This is a genomic window from Pseudomonas sp. ICMP 3272, from assembly GCF_001466905.1.
Classification (GTDB): domain Bacteria; phylum Pseudomonadota; class Gammaproteobacteria; order Pseudomonadales; family Pseudomonadaceae; genus Aquipseudomonas; species Aquipseudomonas amygdali.
On the sequence record NZ_LKEK01000057.1, the window covers coordinates 56,879 to 72,793 of the forward strand.

Here is a 15,915-nt window from a genome sequence, read left to right on the forward strand (position 1 = left end):
CAGAGGATCGCAGGCACCTTCTGCCTGTGATCCGTCTTTAAAGCTCTCTACACGATAGGACACGCTCCATTTGCCCAGTACATACCCACCTTGGCAGTGGTTTCCAGTGAGGTAATGGTGGAGCCCTTCAGAGTGAACGAATACTTGATCTTCCCGCGCGCATCTATGCCATGACCAGCAGGGTCATAAGTGGGCAGAAGGTGTGTCGCGTATGGCGTGACCAGCCAAGTAAAGCCCGTGACTGGATAATCGTCCCCCAACACAATATCTTCGGTCTTTTCGGCACCTGAAATAGGCGTATCGTCATTTGGATCCGGCGGAAAAGCGTTCCAGTACAGAGTGACGGTATCGCCTGTCGCCAGATAGTTCGAAAGATCAGGAACGGCCACCCGCACACCGGGCTCTCCTGAGGATGGATTGGCAGGATCCTTATAGAGCGAGGTGCAATTCAGCCAGCCGCCTGAACTGGTACCTTCAAAGACCGGGGCATCGGGAGTGATGACCACAGCACTCACGTCGACCCGCGTATCCGGCGATTGTTGCGTATTCTCTGAGTCGGCGGCACGAATGCTGTAATGAACCGGCAAATCAGGGCGATTACCTTCAAATTCGATATAAATCCAGGGTATTTTGACCTCGCGCTCGTCTCCGGCCGCATCAGTGTCTGCCACGGTGTATTGCACCTCAGGCACGTAGCTTGCGCCCCAGTAGAAATCTACAACTTCGCCCGGTAGAAGCGGGTCATAAAGTTTGAATCTGACACTGGCATCCTTCTTATCGTCCGACAGCTTCAGGACATTCAGCTCGTTGGAAACTTCGCCGTAGACCTCGACCGGTAACAACTGATCGTTGACCGGATCAGGCCAGTCAGGATCAGGATCAGGAACGGGATAAGGCCCGATAGTGGAGAAATTGACATTGACACTGATGCTTTTCACTGCGGACGGAACAACGCCACGCAGGACTCGATAACTCACTGTAGTCGGCTGATCACCGCCAGTCGCTTGATCGTACTGATCACGCAACACCGTGTCAGGAACCCTGACCGAAAACGGAAACTGCGGGACCTCTCCCATGTACTCGGGCCACAGTACTGCTGTACCCCAAGTGACCTCGATACGATCGGTAGGCTTCCAGTTATCGAACGACTCGATCAGCACCTCGACGCCCATTCGTGCGTCAGGCAGGTTGATCAGATTATCCATAGGCAGCGCCAGTGGCACCAGCGGGTCCTTCAGATTGTCGGGCAGCAAACCCAATGCTACGTCAATACGCGTATAAGCAGACAGACGGCTGCGGTTAGTGGCCTTGTCAAAGAGGAAATAGGCGACGTAATAGGCCTCGTCCGTTGACCCTTCGATTGCCGAGACGGGAAATGTCACCGTGTTATTCGTCGCGTTGTCTACGCTGACAAATCCGATCGGGCTCGGAAGCTCAACCGGATCCACGGGTAAAACTCCGTTAACCCAATAAAAGGCTACCTTGTCGCCGGCCTGCCAGTCGCCATAGTCAGGCAGTGTGCCGACCAGACCGCCCGGGTTGTTGTCGAGGAATTCCTGTGTCAACTGGGCAGTTGCCAGAACCATCGAACCAGGCTCTGACTGCCCGCCGGGCGGCGTGGTATCGACGATCAGCTTGAGCAGCGGGCTGATAGTCTCCTGGTCGTTCGGCTGCCTGATCCGATAGCGAAGACTGTAAACACCGTCTGCCGGTTTGGGGAATCCAGGCGAAAGGGTGGCCAGCGGAATGTTGATCAACTTTGGAAAGGTGCCAACGGCCACTGGCGCAGTGACCGTACCTGTAAACACTTCCAAGAATCCGTCGTCAGCCGGTACTTCACCCACTGCCCAATCGATGAAAAAGGTATCGGATTCGTTATCGCCAGTGACCAACTGCGCCCACTGGGCGAGAGTAACGTCAAGCGATGTACCGAGCAAAACGTCCTTGTTCAACGTCCCGTCCGTCGGGTCCACGATGTTGGCCACTTGCGCCACTGCGAGCTCTGCCTTGAGGTCCATACCGCGCTGACTGCGCGCCAGCCGGTACGCGATGCGCGCCGCCTTGCTTTGTTCAGGTGTCAGTGTTGTTTTCGAATCGACCATAATCAGCACTCCTTTGCTACCGATTGCCGCCCCCCTCCCTTCACAGGAGCCCTGCGGCAGGTTGATGTGTGAAAAGCTCTCTCGATGAGCGCTTCTCTTTCAGCACACAGGTCCTCCGGGCCTGTGCTCCATCTGATTAAACGGTAGTTACCTGAGACGGGATACTGTCAGAACTACCAGTGGCCAGTAGAAGGGGCGAGCCGGAAAGCACATTCGACAGTTTTTGTATCAGGCCTGATACATTTCTGAAATGCCCTCGACATTCGATCACGTCACCCTTCCGCCGCAACTCCCGGCGAAGTAGCATGAGGAGCAGCGTTGATCTTCAACAGCGGCCAGACAACGGCGGCACACGCAGGCGACAGACGCACTATGCAAGCACTTCCCGACACCCCCCTGGATGCCACATCGACCGAACAACGCTGGAGCGTTCGCGCGCTGATTGTCGATGACGATGTGGCCATTCGCGAACTGCTCTGCGATTACCTGACGCGCTTCAATATCAACGCTCGTGGCGTCACCGACGGCACGCAGATGCGTCAGGCATTGACCGATGAAACCTTCGACGTGGTGGTGCTCGACCTGATGCTGCCCGGTGAAGACGGCCTGTCGCTGTGCCGCTGGCTGCGCAGCACCTCGGACATCCCGATTCTGATGCTGACCGCCCGCTGCGAACCGACTGACCGGATCATTGGTCTGGAACTGGGTGCCGACGATTACATGGCCAAGCCGTTCGAGCCGCGCGAGCTGGTCGCGCGTATTCAGACCATTCTGCGCCGGGTACGCGACGAACGCAGCGATCAGCGCACCACCATTCGCTTTGACGCCTGGCGGCTGAACAGCGTGCTGCGTCAATTGACAGCCGCCGACGGTCTGGTGGTGCCGTTGTCCAACGCCGAGTTCCGTCTGCTGCGCGTATTTCTCGAACGGCCGCACCGGGTGCTGAGCCGTGAACAGTTGCTGGACGCCGCCCGAGGCCGATCGATCGAGGCGTTCGACCGCAGCATCGATTTGCTCGTCTCGCGTTTGCGTCAGAAGCTCGGCGACGATCCGAAGAACCCGCAGTTGATCAAGACTGTGCGCGGTGAAGGCTATTTGTTCGATGCCAGGGAGCTGGGTTGATCCGCCGGTTCGACACGCTGTTTGCGCGCCTTTTCGGGGGCGCACTGCTGGCTATTCTGCTGGCGCATTTACTGGCTTTCATCTGGTTCACCCAATACGGCATGCGCCCTCCACCTGATGACCGCCCAGACGCGCAGCATTCGCAGGATGATCAAGGGCGACGTCATCGACCGCCACCGGGTGGCCCGCTGGTGCTGCTGTTCTTTCAGTTCGTCACCCTCATTGTTGCTGCATGGTATGGCGCCAAGGCACTGAGCCGCCCGGTACAGCGCCTGAGCGAGGCCGCCGAGCGCCTCAGTGAAGACCTGGACAGCCCGCCCCTTGAAATAAGCGGCCCGCAGGAAGCACGCCAGGCTGCGCAGACCTTCAACCTCATGCAGCGCAAGATCCGCGAACAGATGCAGCAGCGCGGGCGCATGCTGGCTGCGGTATCCCATGACCTGCGCACGCCCCTTTCGCGGCTCAAACTGCGTGTTGAACAGATCGAAGAGCCAAGGCTGCATGGCCAGATGACTCAGGACCTCAACGACATGATCAGCATGCTCGACGCCACGCTTGCCTACCTCAATGAACATCGGCGCAGCGAAGCGTTGCAGCAGTTCGACCTGCAGGCGCTGATCGAATCCCAGGCCGAGAATGCGCAGGACAATGGCGATGATGTGCAGTACCAAGGCCAGTGCAAGCCGCTCAGAACACAACCGATGGCACTGCGTTCGTGCCTGCAGAACCTGGTCGACAACGCGCTTCGCTATGCCGGTAGCGTCCATATCGTGATCGAGGACAGCGCCGAACGCGTACGCATATCGGTCGTTGATCACGGACCGGGCATTGCCCCTGAATTTCACGAAGCGGTGTTTGAGCCGTTCTATCGCCTGGAAGGTTCGCGCAACCGCAACTCCGGCGGTATCGGCATGGGCATGAGCATCGCCCGTGAGGCTGCGCGAAGAATCGGCGGCGAGCTGACGCTTGCGCAAACACCGGGTGGCGGCCTGACCGCGATACTGAACCTGCCACGCCTCTGACGCAGTCTGTATCACACCGCGTACAAAGCTTAAATCTCCAGGACAACTGACGCCCCGAGGCTGCAAAAGCCGGTACACCGCTACCGGACACATTTATCTCAGGGGAGTGAGACTCATGATCAACGGGATCAGCAGCAGCTTTTCCAGCTACACCAGCTCGACCAGTGCCACCGCCAGCACCAACAGCAAGAAGTTCCAGGAAGAGTTGCTGGCAAAACTGGACACCGATGGCGACGGCAGCATCGGCAAGGATGAGCTGAGCTCGGCCTTGTCGTCGAACAGCAAGGACGGCATTACTGTCAGCCTGAGCAAGGCGTTCAGCGATCTGGACAGCAATGACGATGACAGCCTGGATGCCGATGAGCTGGCCGCCATGACACCGCCACCGCCGCCACCCATGCAGTCGGTCGATGAGCAGGCAGAAGACCTGTTCGGCTCGCTGGACAGCGATGGCGATGGCGCGATCAGCAGCGACGAACTGACCACCGGCCTTAGCAATGCGGGCAGCACGGCGAACAGCAACCAGGTGTTCGATGCACTGGACACTGACGAAGACGGCACAGTCAGCCTTGAAGAACTGGTCGCCGGTATGCAACCGCAACAGCCCCCTGCCGGTATGCCGCCTGCGCAAATGAGCACCTCCGGCAGCACTGACAGCGCCAGCCTGTTCAGTACGCTGGACAGCGATAGCAACGACAGTATCAGCGCCTCCGAATTGTCTGCCGCGTTGAAACAGAGTGACAACACCATTGATCAGGGCAACACCAACCAGATTGCCACTCAGGCATTGAACAAGATGATCGCCGCACTCAGCGAAAAATATGACACCCAGAGCAGTAAGCCTGTCGGCAAGTACCTGAACACCGCTGCGTAAAGCGAGACTCCGCCGCCCGTACTGGCGCGGCGGAAACTCTCGCTGTCAGCGGCTGCTGCGAGCTCGTTCGCTGCCGACCCAGTCAGTCAGCAGGCTATAGGCTACCGCCAGCAGGGTCGGGCCGATGAACAGGCCGATAAAACCAAACGCCAGCAGGCCACCAAATACCCCCAGCAACACGATCACCAGCGGCAGGTTACCGCCCCGACTGATCAGGTAAGGCTTGAGCACGTTATCTACACCGCTGATGACGAACATGCCCCAGATACCGAGAAATATCGCCATGCCGTATTCGCCCTGCCAGACCAGCCAGGCAGTCGCAGGCAACCAGACCAGCGGCGGGCCCATCGGAATAAGGCTGAACAGGAAAGTAAGAATACCCAGTACCAGCGCGCCGGGAATGCCCGCAATCAGAAAGCCGATCAGCGCCAGCAATGCCTGTGCCGCCGCCGTGCCTATCACCCCGTTGACCACTCGTTGAACCGTACCGGCCACCAGGTCCAGATAATACTGGGCACGATCACCGATCAGACGCTCAAGCAGGCTGAGTACGAAGGCCGCCAGACGCGGACCATCGCGGTAGAAAAAGAATGCGAAAACGATACTCAGGGTCAGTTCAAGGATGCCGCCACCTATCTGTGCGCTGCGCGCCAGCAGCCAGTTGCCGACCTCCCCCAGATAAGGCTTGACGGTATTCATCAGCGCCGCGCCCTGCTGATCGATGGTGGTCCAGAACCCCACCAGTCGCTCGCCCACCAATGGAACCCCTGCCAACCATTGCGGCGGATCGGGCAGCCCGTCCACCTGGATATCCTTGATCAGCGCCGTGGCATCACGCACATGATCAGCAAGATTGAACCCCAGCCAGACCAGCGGAGCCGCCACCAGCAACATCCAGCACAGGCTCATGACCAAAGCGGCCAGCGATTCGCGACCGTTGAACCAGCGGGTCAGCAGGCGCATCAGCGGCCAGCTGGCAAACGCCAGCACCGCGCCCCAGATCAGTGCCGACCAGAAAGGTGCCATCACCCAGAGGCAGGCACCGAATAGCGCCAGCAGCAGAATCTGCACCAGTAAACGATCATTGTTGAACATGCGGCATCCACTTATAGGCTCGGAGGTCACGAGCATAAGGCTGAACAAGGCTGAGGTCAGCCATTGTTCTCCATAACCTTGCGCATCAGGGTTAGCGGATGACCTCGATCACCAGCCCCTTGCTATCGGCAGCGCCCGCTTCCAGACGCGCAGCGCGCACGCCCTTGGCCACCAGAGCGTCGCGCCATGCACTTGCACTGGGGCCGGAGACGGTTGCGCGCAGCGTGCTGTCCAGATTCAGACCGCGGGAAATCAGCGTGACCCAGGCTTCCTGTGGCTCGCCGCTCAGCCTGGGCAGTTCCAGCTTGCCCGTGCTTTTCAGTTGGCGCAGCAACGTGGCCGAGGTTGGCAGCAGTTCGCCCAGCGGCGCGGCGGATTCAAACTGCTCGACATGCAAGTACGCCCTACGGTTGCCGCGGGTGATGCTGTACAGCGCGACGAGGGTTTCGCTCCGGGGCTCGGCCAGACGCAACAGCAGGTAGGCCTGCCGGTCGTCCGCGCCATACAGCTTGGCATTGCCGAACACCTCGTTGGCCCACAGACTGCTTTCTCCGCAGTCACGCGCCTGGCACCAGAACAACAATTCTGCACCCTGCTGCTGCAAGGCTTCACGCGCGGCGGTAAAGGCGTCGTCGGATGCGTGCTCGGCAGGTAATTGATAGGTAACCGACGTCAGAGTGCCACGCGCACTGACCTGGCCGTCGAAACGCAACTGACCGCTGATCTTGCGGATCGAGCCCATCGGGTAGACACGCTCAAGCTCGCCGGCAGGACGATAGTCTACGATTTCGGTATCGGTCAGACGGGGCAAAATCTCCAGATCACGACTGCCCGGCGCATCGGCAGCGAAAAGGACAGCGCTGAACAGCGACATGCACAACGCCGCAACGGGAACACTTGATAAACGCATGAGTGCTCTCATTGGCAGGCAAGCAGGGGGCGAGAATAAAAAAGATCGCCGACAAGGCGGTCGCGAGAGGCTGCGGATTGATCCATCACGGTTGACTCCTGTTTCAACCCGCTCAGCGTCGGCAGTTGCCGGTCTCAAGTCAAGAAGCAGCGAAGAAGCGATTGATACAGTGTGCAACAGAATGTGCTCCCTGCTCATCGTTCAGGTGCAAATGATGCCCGCCGACCAGCCGTTCGACGTCAAAGGGCAGCGCTGACAACAGCTCCTGCCTTTGCGCCAGCATGCCATCGGAGGCAATCACCAATTGCGTCGGGCAACGAATGCCATGAACGAACGCCATGGCCTGTTGATCCGTGAAGCGTATTGCGGAGGGCAAGGTCAGGCGGCTGTCGCTGCGCCAGGTGTAACCACCCGGCACCGGCATCAAACCTCGCTGAGCCAGCAGCTCGGCCGCCTCGCGACTGACCGCCACCACGCCTTTCATCCGCGCCTGAATGGCTCGATCCTGATCCTGATAAACCGGTTTTTTCTTGTTCGCCAGTTCGAGTTGCGCCTGCATGGCGGCACCCATTCGCTCGGCGGCGGATTCGGCCTTGCCCGTCAATGGCAGCAGACCGTCGATCAGCGCCAGGCGCGTGACCCGCTCGGGTAGCGAGCTTGCCAGCACCACAGAAATGATCGCGCCCAGCGAGTGCCCCAGCAGGGCAAAGCGCTGCCAGCCAAGTTGCTCGGCGACGCGCAGCACGTCGAATGCATAATCAGCCAGTGCATAGGACGAGCCTGCTGGTCGGTGATCAGAATGACCGTGCCCCGCCAGGTCCAGCGCCACCACCCGTAACCCCTCAAGACGTGGTGCGAGCCGGGCGAAACTGTTGGCGTTGTCGAGCCAGCCGTGCAGCGCGATAACCGGCTGACCGTCCTCGGGGCCGTACAGATGAGCCGCCAGCTCGATATGCCCCAGGCTCAGGCGCACTTCCTCCACCGCAAGCGTCATGCACTGGCCCTGGAGGCACTGCGGGCATTCCAGCGTGCAAACAGCGTCTTGAGCAGCAACGCTGTTTCATCCGGTCGTTCAAGTGGAAACATGTGCCCTCCGGGCATGGACAGGTATTCGCCTTCGCGCATGCGTCGGGCAAGGTAACCATGATGAGGCATGATCACCCGGCTGTGTTGGCCACGCACCATGGCCAGCGGCACCTTGAGCTGCCGCGATGGTATCGGGCTGGTGTGAGGAATGCTGCGGTAAATACTGATCTCCGTCGCCGGGTCAAAGCGCAGACGCAGTTGCTCGCCATCCTGCTGCAGGCCGTGTTCAAGGTAAGCGGTCAGGCAGTCGGGATCGAAACGGCGAAACAGGGTCTTGCTGGCAAAGTAGGCGCGGGCTGCATCCAGATCGGCAAATGCCTCGCGACGCCCCAGTGTGCGGCCCGCTGGCGTGATGCGGTCAATGAAACCCAGCCGTTTGGCTGCGCGGATGAACAACTGATCAGCCAGGCCCAGCACCGGCGAATCCAGCATCACCACACCACGATAAAGTTGCGGACAGCGCAGCGCGGCATGCAGGTGCAGAACCCCACCCAGCGAGTGCCCCACACCCCATACCGGGCCGGGCTGCTCACGCAGATGATGGATCAGCTCATCGACCAGGTTCAGCCAGTTGTCATCCACCGGAAAGCGCGGGTCGTGAGCATGCTGATCAAGGTGCGTGACGGCATATTCCGGTGCCAACGCGCAGAACAGCTTTCCATAGGTAGCCGATGGAAAACCGTTGGCGTGAGCGAAGAACACGGGTTGCGACATACCGATACTTCCAGAGGCCGTACGAGTCGCAATTGTGCGCAGCCGCTTCAAGCAACAGCAATGACTGGAACTGCCATCGCAGATGGCACTCCGGCCATCCACAAATCAGGCGCATGAACTCAGCGGGCAGGCGGCTCCTGGCCATGCGGCACAACCGCCACGGTCAGACGCGATATGCAGCTCAGCTTGCCCTCTTCGGTGCTGATACGGATGTCCCAGACATGGGTGGTACGGCCAATGTGCACGGGACGCACAACACCGGTTACCCGTCCGGTACGCACGCCGCGCAGATGGTTGGCGTTGACCTCTAGCCCGACGCAGAAATACTTGCTCGGGTCGACAATCAGGTAACTGGCCATAGAACCCAGAGACTCGGCCAGCACCACGGATGCACCGCCATGCAACAGCCCGAAAGGCTGATGGGTACGCTGATCGACCACCATGCTGGCCGTCAGGGAATCATCCGTGAACGATTCGAAGCGAATATCCAGCACCTCGCCAATGGTGTTTTTCTGAGCCGCCATAAGGGCTTCGATATCAGGAGCCTGACGCCATACACTCATGTTAAATCCTTTTTCAAAGAGAGCCGCGTTCGCGGTGATTCATTGCTCGAACAGACCGTTTCAAACGTGTCGAACGCTGTTGAGCTGCATTGCGCCAGCCAGCACGAACTCGCCTTCCAGCTCGGCCAGACTGGCGGTACTCATGGGCTCGGCCTGTTGCGGACTGCCGTGCGCCAGTACGCCGATCAATTCGCCAACCAGGGGTTGATGACTGACCAGCAGCACCTCGTCGACGCCCAGCTTGTCCAGCTGGAGCAACACCTCACGCGGGCTGCTGTCCGGCGTCAGCCAGGGCACCGTCACCACCGGATCATTGAACCCCAGCGACTGGCGTACCAACTCGGCAGTCTGCTGTGCACGAACATAGGGGCTGGCGATGATCCGTCGCACCGCCTTGTCAGTCAGGTGTACTGCACTTTTGAGCACCTCCTCACGCCCGTGTGCGGTCAGCTCGCGTTCGGCATCACTGCGCGCCCGCGACTGCGCTTCGCCATGACGCAATACCCAGACCTTCACAGTTTTGGCTCTTCGTCACGCACCGGATGCGGCGCTGGTGGAACATGATGAGCCGCCTCGCCTTCAGCAGCGCGCGGCGCTGGCCAGTCGGCGAAGGGCCAGGGCTTGTGGTCGCTGTGAAACGTCCCGAAACGACCAATCTGGGCCAGGTACTGGCTGATACTGTCGCCGAAACTCATCAGGCCGCCATTCGGCGCGCCATAGATAAGGCGATAAACCAATTGCACCAGCACTACGCCCGCCAGAATGATCTGCGCAACGTGCCATACACCCAGAAACAGCAGCATCCACAGAATGCGCAGCAGGATCGATTCGTTATGCTGGATTTTCGACTCGTTCAAGACATTCTCCCTGATCAGAATGAGGTCAATTAAAGCCGGTAATCGAAATGAAATCGACATCCGTCTTTGGCTCGGCACGCATCAACGCTTCGATGACCTGGCTGAGCGTACGGCCTTCAAAAAGAATCGCATGCAGCCCGGCGACCAACGGCATATAGACCTGAACCTCCTGCGCTTTGACCTTGAGCACCTTGAGCGTGTTCACGCCCTCAGCTACTTCGCCCAGACGAGTAACCGCCTCCTCCAGCGTCAGCCCCTGGCCCAGCGCAAAACCGACCTGATAATTGCGACTTTTGGGCGAGGAGCAAGTGACGATCAGATCGCCCACCCCGGCCAGACCGAGAAAGGTCATCGGGTTGGCACCCTGACTGACCGCAAAACGGGTCATTTCCGCCAGCGCCCGGGTGATCAGCATGCTCTTGGTGTTTTCGCCCATCTCCAGCGCTACGGCCATGCCGGCGATAATTGCGTAGACGTTCTTCAATGCCCCGCCCAGTTCTACACCAAACCGGTCGTTGCTGGCGTAGACCCGAAACGTACGACCGTGCAGCGCGGCCTGGACCTGCTGACACAGCGCCTCGTCTTCGCTGGCAACCACGGTGGCGGTCAACGCATGCTCGGCGATCTCCCGGGCCAGGTTGGGCCCGGACAATACGCCGATACGCGCCTGGGGAACGATCTCTTCGAGGATCTGGCTCATCAATTTGAAGCTCTGCGCTTCAATACCCTTGGTCAGACTGACCAGCATCTTGCCGTTCAGGCGCTCGACATGGGGCGAGAGTACCGCGCGCAGGGCGCTTGAGGGCAGAGCGACGAAAATCAGCTCGCAGGCTTCAAGCGCGGCGGTGATGTCGGTAACCGGCTCGACTTCAGGCCGGACCTTGATGCCCTTGAGATAACGGGGGTTCTCCCGGTTGACGCGAATCGCCTGCGCCTGCTCCGGATCACGCATCCACTGGAGAACCTGATGGCCGTTCTCGGCCAGCAGATTTGCAATGGCAGTACCGAAGCTGCCACCACCAAGAACCGCGACTGGTTGCTGTGTGGTCATAAAACTATCCATCCAGAGCCATTCAAGTGGCGATGCCAGCATTATACGGAGCGCCGCGGTATCGGCCAGCAACAAAGCTGATCTGTCACGCATGCAGGGACTGCCTGCGACAACAAGTTCGCTGGAAACGCGCGCTATCTCGGTTAACATGCGTGCACAGCATGAATTATCGCGACACCCGGCACTGCGCTGCACAGCCGGACCGGGTCGCGACCAACGGGCGAACAGGCATGGACGCATCAATCGAGTCACCAGCGCAAAGCATTGCGCGCAAGGCACGCAGCCGATGAAATTTCGGCACTGGGATATCAATACCCGCACTCAGATCATCAGCCTGGGCCCTGCCCTGTTGCTGACGGCTCTGCTGATCAGTTTTTTCACCTTCGTGCGTATTCAGGACTTGCGTCAGGAGCTCAATCACACCGGGCAGCTCATCGCCAATCAATTGGCTATGGCCGTCGAACCGGGTGTGGCGACAGGCGATATCGACGGGTTGAAGGCGTTGATGCGCGCCACCCTGTCCATGCCCAGCGTTCGCTATGTAGAGATTCAGGACAGCTCCAATACGGCCATGATCTATATAGATCAGCCCCGCGAAAACGAGCAGTTGGCACGGCAGATGGAAATATTCCAGGCCTCTGTCTACCCACAGCGCGCAAAGGCTAACAGTCACCCCGCCACGTCGCCCAAAGGCAATCGCCAGGCACCTGAAAATACGTCGCAGAACTATCTGGGACGAGTATTGGTCGGGATGTCCAATGAGGCCTTCAGTCGACGTCAGCAGGAGATATTGCTCAAGGCCGGTGTCCTGGCGCTGGGCGCGTTGCTGTTCGCTTTTTTGCTGGCCCGCGGCCTGGCGCTGAGCCTGTCCAGACCCGTCAAGGAAATGGGCGAAGCCCTCAAGGCCATTCAGCAGGGCGACTACCACACACCCCTGCCGGTCAGCGACGATGCCGAGTTAGGCGCACTGGCACGACACATCAACAATCTGGCAGAGAACCTGCACCGCACCAGCCTTGAGCAGCAGCGCTCGGTGGCGCAGTTGATCCAGACACGCGAAGAAGCCGAGCAGGCCAACCGTGCCAAGTCGGATTTCCTGGCAATGATGAGTCACGAGTTGCGCACCCCCATGAACGGCGTGCTGGGCATGCTGCAACTGATGGAGACCACACGCATGACCGCTGAGCAAAGCGAGTATGCGACGCTGGCGACTGAGTCAACCGAGCATCTGCTACGGGTCATCAACGACATCCTCGATTTTTCCCGCATTGAACGCGATGCCCTGCAAATGGAAGGCATAGCGTTCAATCTGGCCGAACTGGTCAGTGCCTCGACCCATGCGTTCAACCACAGCGCACTGCAACGCAAGCTGCTACTGGAACTGCACATTCAGCCCGGGCTGGAAACAGTGACCGTCACAGGCGACCCGACCCGGATCAGGCAGATCCTGGTGAATCTGATCGGCAACGCGCTTAAATTTACCGAGCAAGGCAAGGTCAGCGTTGTCGCCCAATGGGCGATGCTCGACAACGACCAGCTGCACTTTACCTGTGCCGTGCATGACAGCGGCATTGGTATCGACGCCGAGCGACTGGAGTCGATGTTCGATGCGTTCAAGCAGGCCGACAGCTCGATTTCCAGGCGCTATGGCGGCACAGGGTTGGGACTGCCGATTGCCCGTACCCTTGCCGAACGCATGGGCGGCACGTTGCGTGCCGAGAGCCAGGAGGGTTCGGGTTCTGTGTTCACGCTGCAGATTCCCCTGCCCGTTTCACGCGATGTTTCGGTGGATATCGCCAAGCCGCTGTCGGTACTCGATGCACATGGCAAGGAGCGCAGCATATTGCTGGTCGAGGACAACCCGGTGAACCGCACCGTGGTGCAGGCCATGTTGCGTAATCTGGGTTGCGAAGTCGACGTGGCGGTGGATGGCGCCGAAGCGGTGATGAAGGCAAGCGCGGGAAACCACGCACTGATCCTCATGGATTGCCGACTGCCGGTCATGGACGGCTATGAAGCCACACGTAGAATCAGGCAACTTTCCGGCCTGGAACGAATCCCAATCATTGCCCTGACTGCCAATGCACTGCAGGGTGATCGGGACGCGTGTTTACAGGCAGGTATGGATGATTACCTGGCGAAACCTTTCAAACACGCTGATTTACAGCAGGTTTTACACCGTTGGCTGCCCTTTGACGCACCTGTGACTGGCGATAAATGTTAAATTGCGGCAGTCTTGGCACGCAAATCGGCCAGCAAAATCGGCTGAATGACAAAATTCAGTGAACAGGTGTACCTTGATTTCACCTGAGCTGTGACTTTCATTACAACGCAACAGTCTATGAGTAGGCTGCCGGACAGGGTCCTGGCGAATTGGTACGACAGGACCAGCGTTCTAGCCAGTGACGCCACAACCTGCCGCACGAGATTATTGAGGAGCTCGCATGACCAAACAACACGCCTTTACCCGGGAAGACCTGCTGCGCTGCAGTCGTGGCGAGCTGTTCGGCCCAGGTAATGCGCAACTGCCCGCCCCCAACATGCTGATGGTTGATCGCATCACACACATCAGCGACGAAGGTGGCAAGTTCAGCAAGGGTGAATTGGTCGCCGAACTGGATATCAACCCGGACCTGTGGTTTTTTGCCTGCCACTTTGAAGGTGATCCGGTGATGCCAGGATGCCTGGGCCTTGACGCCATGTGGCAACTGGTTGGTTTCTATCTTGGCTGGCAGGGTAACCCCGGCCGTGGCCGCGCCCTGGGTTCGGGCGAGGTGAAGTTTTTCGGCCAGGTGCTGCCTACCGCCAAAAAGGTCACCTACAACATTCATATCAAGCGCGTCCTGAAAGGCAAACTGAACCTGGCCATTGCCGACGGTTCAGTGAGTGTCGACGGTCGTGAAATCTATACCGCCGAAGGCCTTCGGGTCGGCGTGTTTACTTCCACTGAAAATTTCTAAGGGTACTCGCATGCGCCGCGTCGTTATCACTGGTCTGGGTATTGTTTCCTGCTTGGGCAATGACAAAGACACCGTCACCGCTAACCTGCGTGCTAACCGCCCTGGCATCCGCTTCAACCCGGAATATGCCGAAATGGGTCTGCGCAGCCAGGTTTCCGGCTCCATCGACCTGAATCTGGAAGAGCTGATCGATCGCAAGATCTTTCGCTTCGTCGGTCATGCGGCAGCTTATGCCTACCTGGCGATGAAAGACGCAATCACCGATTCGGGTCTTACCGAGGAACAGGTTTCCAACGTGCGTACCGGCCTGATCGCTGGCAGCGGCGGCGCATCGACCCTGAACCAGATGGAAGCGCTGGATACCCTGCGCGAAAAAGGCGTCAAGCGCGTCGGTCCTTACCGTGTCACGCGGACCATGGGCAGCACCGTTTCGGCCTGCCTGGCCACGCCGTTCAAGATCAAGGGCGTGAACTACTCCATTTCGTCCGCCTGCGCCACCAGCGCTCACTGCATCGGCAACGCTGTCGAGCAGATCCAGCTGGGCAAACAGGACATCGTCTTTGCCGGTGGCGGCGAAGAAGAGCACTGGAGCCAGTCGTTCCTGTTCGACGCAATGGGCGCGCTGTCCACTCAGTACAACGAGACGCCGGAAAAAGCCTCCCGTGCCTACGACGCCAAGCGTGACGGTTTCGTCATTGCCGGTGGCGGCGGCATGGTTGTCGTCGAAGAGCTGGAACACGCTCTGGCACGCGGCGCGAAAATCTATGCTGAAATCGTCGGCTACGGTGCTACATCCGACGGCTACGACATGGTTGCGCCAAGCGGTGAAGGTGCAATTCGCTGCATGCAGATGGCCCTGGGTGATATCAACTCCGGCGACATTGACTACATCAACACCCACGGCACCTCGACCCCGGTCGGCGACGCCAAGGAAATGGAAGGCGTGCGCGAAGTATTCGGCGCCAACGCTCCGGCGATCAGCTCCACCAAGAGCCTGTCGGGCCACTCGCTGGGTGCCGCCGGTGTTCACGAAGCGATCTATTGCCTGCTGATGATGGAAAACAACTTCATAGCAGGTTCGGCCAACATCGACGAGCTGGACCCGGTGGTTGCCGACATGCCTATCCTGCTCAAGACCCAGGAAGATGCGAAGATCGACCTGGTCATGAGCAACAGCTTCGGCTTCGGTGGCACCAACGCTACGCTGGTGTTGAAGCGCTGGGCGGGCAAGTAATACTGCTTTTGCGACAAACAAAAAGGCGCCTTTCGAGGCGCCTTTTTTGTGAACAGGCCAAAGTGGCTGTTGTTCTCCGGTGTACCTGCAGGAACGATGGATCTTCAGAACACCTATCGTTTCTCACGCTCCAGTGCGGGAATGCAGTTCACGACGCTCTGCGTCGCAAGAGGACGCAGAGCGTCCAGACCGGCATGCCCACGCGGAGCATGGGCACGAGGATGCTCTGCGGTGTGCCTGCAGGAACGATGGATCTTCAGAACACCCCTCGTTTCTCATACTCCAGCGTGGGCACGATGATGCTCTGCGGTGTGCCTGCAGGAAC

At 59.1% G+C, this 15,915-nt stretch carries 15 protein-coding genes; 6 read left to right on the forward strand and 9 right to left on the reverse strand.

Translation table 11 applies throughout. The features are described from left to right. Nucleotides 1–47 precede the first annotated feature (47 nt). Nucleotides 48–2,102: a hypothetical protein gene (locus AO068_RS15790; RefSeq protein WP_058408848.1), complete on the reverse strand. Its 2,055-nt coding sequence runs from the start codon at nucleotides 2,100–2,102 to the stop codon at nucleotides 48–50. 372 nt (nucleotides 2,103–2,474) lie between these two features. Here AO068_RS15790 and AO068_RS15795 point away from each other — a divergent pair, with 372 nt between their 5' ends. The 3 genes from AO068_RS15795 (at nucleotide 2,475) to xopAW (ending at nucleotide 5,120) form a co-directional block, all read left to right on the forward strand. Next, nucleotides 2,475–3,224 (forward strand): response regulator, encoded by a 750-nt coding sequence (locus AO068_RS15795; protein ID WP_004661894.1) that lies wholly within the window; start codon nucleotides 2,475–2,477, stop codon nucleotides 3,222–3,224. Next, the gene (locus AO068_RS15800; protein ID WP_004664713.1) at nucleotides 3,221–4,246 is read left to right on the forward strand and encodes a sensor histidine kinase; all 1,026 of its coding nucleotides are present in this window, start codon (nucleotides 3,221–3,223) and stop codon (nucleotides 4,244–4,246) included. Before AO068_RS15795 ends, AO068_RS15800 begins: the two co-directional genes overlap by 4 nt. 115 nt (nucleotides 4,247–4,361) lie before the next feature. Next, nucleotides 4,362–5,120 (forward strand): XopAW family type III secretion system calcium-binding effector, encoded by a 759-nt coding sequence (gene xopAW, locus AO068_RS15805; RefSeq protein ID WP_058408849.1) that lies wholly within the window; start codon nucleotides 4,362–4,364, stop codon nucleotides 5,118–5,120. A gap of 45 nt (nucleotides 5,121–5,165) precedes the next feature. Here the strand turns inward: xopAW and AO068_RS15810 are convergent, their stop codons facing one another. From AO068_RS15810 to AO068_RS15845, 8 genes are all read right to left on the reverse strand, one after another. Next, complete coding sequence (locus AO068_RS15810) at nucleotides 5,166–6,215, reverse strand: AI-2E family transporter (protein WP_058400476.1); 1,050 nt, start codon at nucleotides 6,213–6,215, stop codon at nucleotides 5,166–5,168. 91 nt (nucleotides 6,216–6,306) lie between these two features. Then, a complete protein-coding gene (locus AO068_RS15815) occupies nucleotides 6,307–7,125 on the reverse strand; it encodes a DUF4892 domain-containing protein (RefSeq protein WP_058408850.1) in 819 nt (272 codons plus the stop codon). Nucleotides 7,126–7,264: 139 nt separating this feature from the next. After that, nucleotides 7,265–8,119: an alpha/beta fold hydrolase gene (locus AO068_RS15820; protein WP_058408851.1), complete on the reverse strand. Its 855-nt coding sequence runs from the start codon at nucleotides 8,117–8,119 to the stop codon at nucleotides 7,265–7,267. Further along, entirely contained in the window at nucleotides 8,116–8,925 is an 810-nt protein-coding gene (locus AO068_RS15825) for an alpha/beta fold hydrolase (RefSeq protein WP_057403337.1), read from the reverse strand. The genes AO068_RS15820 and AO068_RS15825 overlap by 4 nt, the downstream gene beginning before the upstream one ends. Before the next feature lie 119 nt (nucleotides 8,926–9,044). Beyond that, nucleotides 9,045–9,488, reverse strand: a complete 444-nt coding sequence (locus tag AO068_RS15830) for a hotdog fold thioesterase (protein ID WP_004664705.1) — start codon at nucleotides 9,486–9,488, stop codon at nucleotides 9,045–9,047. 60 nt (nucleotides 9,489–9,548) lie between these two features. Continuing rightward, nucleotides 9,549–10,004: a phosphohistidine phosphatase SixA gene (gene sixA, locus AO068_RS15835; protein ID WP_002552993.1), complete on the reverse strand. Its 456-nt coding sequence runs from the start codon at nucleotides 10,002–10,004 to the stop codon at nucleotides 9,549–9,551. Beyond that, nucleotides 10,001–10,345 carry a DUF4389 domain-containing protein gene (locus tag AO068_RS15840; RefSeq protein WP_058408852.1) on the reverse strand — a complete coding sequence of 115 codons (345 nt, stop codon included), beginning with the start codon at nucleotides 10,343–10,345 and terminating at the stop codon, nucleotides 10,001–10,003. Before AO068_RS15840 ends, sixA begins: the two co-directional genes overlap by 4 nt. 25 nt (nucleotides 10,346–10,370) lie before the next feature. Then, a complete protein-coding gene (locus tag AO068_RS15845; RefSeq protein WP_058408856.1) occupies nucleotides 10,371–11,396 on the reverse strand; it encodes an NAD(P)H-dependent glycerol-3-phosphate dehydrogenase in 1,026 nt (341 codons plus the stop codon). A gap of 286 nt (nucleotides 11,397–11,682) precedes the next feature. Here AO068_RS15845 and AO068_RS15850 point away from each other — a divergent pair, with 286 nt between their 5' ends. The 3 genes from AO068_RS15850 (at nucleotide 11,683) to fabB (ending at nucleotide 15,590) form a co-directional block, all read left to right on the forward strand. Then, nucleotides 11,683–13,620 carry an ATP-binding protein gene (locus AO068_RS15850; protein WP_058408853.1) on the forward strand — a complete coding sequence of 646 codons (1,938 nt, stop codon included), beginning with the start codon at nucleotides 11,683–11,685 and terminating at the stop codon, nucleotides 13,618–13,620. 220 nt (nucleotides 13,621–13,840) lie between these two features. Continuing rightward, entirely contained in the window at nucleotides 13,841–14,356 is a 516-nt protein-coding gene (gene fabA / locus AO068_RS15855) for a 3-hydroxyacyl-[acyl-carrier-protein] dehydratase FabA (protein ID WP_002552989.1), read from the forward strand. A gap of 10 nt (nucleotides 14,357–14,366) precedes the next feature. Beyond that, a complete protein-coding gene (gene fabB, locus AO068_RS15860) occupies nucleotides 14,367–15,590 on the forward strand; it encodes a beta-ketoacyl-ACP synthase I (RefSeq protein WP_058400468.1) in 1,224 nt (407 codons plus the stop codon). Nucleotides 15,591–15,915: the final 325 nt, after the last annotated feature.

What these genes read in the sequence shown, in the direction of transcription:
- AO068_RS15850 (WP_058408853.1), top strand. Translation starts at nt 11,683, where the DNA reads ATGAAATTTCGGCACTGGGATATCAATACCCGCACTCAGATCATCAGC.
- AO068_RS15845 (WP_058408856.1), bottom strand. Translation starts at nt 11,396, where the DNA reads ATGACCACACAGCAACCAGTCGCGGTTCTTGGTGGTGGCAGCTTCGGT.
- AO068_RS15815 (WP_058408850.1), bottom strand. Translation starts at nt 7,125, where the DNA reads ATGCGTTTATCAAGTGTTCCCGTTGCGGCGTTGTGCATGTCGCTGTTC.
- fabB (WP_058400468.1), top strand. Translation starts at nt 14,367, where the DNA reads ATGCGCCGCGTCGTTATCACTGGTCTGGGTATTGTTTCCTGCTTGGGC.
- AO068_RS15795 (WP_004661894.1), top strand. Translation starts at nt 2,475, where the DNA reads ATGCAAGCACTTCCCGACACCCCCCTGGATGCCACATCGACCGAACAA.
- AO068_RS15825 (WP_057403337.1), bottom strand. Translation starts at nt 8,925, where the DNA reads ATGTCGCAACCCGTGTTCTTCGCTCACGCCAACGGTTTTCCATCGGCT.
- xopAW (WP_058408849.1), top strand. Translation starts at nt 4,362, where the DNA reads ATGATCAACGGGATCAGCAGCAGCTTTTCCAGCTACACCAGCTCGACC.
- AO068_RS15820 (WP_058408851.1), bottom strand. Translation starts at nt 8,119, where the DNA reads ATGACGCTTGCGGTGGAGGAAGTGCGCCTGAGCCTGGGGCATATCGAG.
- fabA (WP_002552989.1), top strand. Translation starts at nt 13,841, where the DNA reads ATGACCAAACAACACGCCTTTACCCGGGAAGACCTGCTGCGCTGCAGT.
- AO068_RS15790 (WP_058408848.1), bottom strand. Translation starts at nt 2,102, where the DNA reads ATGGTCGATTCGAAAACAACACTGACACCTGAACAAAGCAAGGCGGCG.
- AO068_RS15830 (WP_004664705.1), bottom strand. Translation starts at nt 9,488, where the DNA reads ATGAGTGTATGGCGTCAGGCTCCTGATATCGAAGCCCTTATGGCGGCT.
- AO068_RS15810 (WP_058400476.1), bottom strand. Translation starts at nt 6,215, where the DNA reads ATGTTCAACAATGATCGTTTACTGGTGCAGATTCTGCTGCTGGCGCTA.